This window comes from Shewanella sp. T24-MNA-CIBAN-0130 (genome assembly GCF_040310185.1).
In the GTDB taxonomy this organism is placed as follows: Bacteria; Pseudomonadota; Gammaproteobacteria; order Enterobacterales; family Shewanellaceae; genus Shewanella; species Shewanella psychromarinicola.
Genome location: NZ_JBEOPP010000310.1, coordinates 1 through 272, shown reverse-complemented (window position 1 = coordinate 272; position 272 = coordinate 1). Strand labels below are relative to the sequence as shown.

Genomic DNA, 272 nt, shown 5'->3' with positions numbered 1-272 from the left:
CTCTAGGATCGATCACCACAATTTTCATGTTAGGGCGCTGTTTTTTCGCCGCCGCCATTCGTTGATACAAAATAGGATGCGTCCACGCCGCATTTGATCCAACCAAGATCAATAAAACACACAGTTCTAAATCCTCATAGTTACAAGGCACGGTGTCAGAGCCAAACGCTCGTTTGTAACCCACCACGGCAGACGCCATACACAAACGAGAGTTGGTATCCACATTGGCGGTACCGATAAAACCTTTCGCTAATTTATTCGCGACATAATAG

At 46.0% G+C, this 272-nt stretch carries 1 protein-coding gene; it reads right to left on the bottom strand.

Translation table 11 applies throughout. The features are described from left to right. Window positions 1–272: molybdopterin-dependent oxidoreductase (locus AAEZ02_RS22515; protein ID WP_351125276.1), on the bottom strand; the 272-nt coding region annotated here is incomplete at both ends.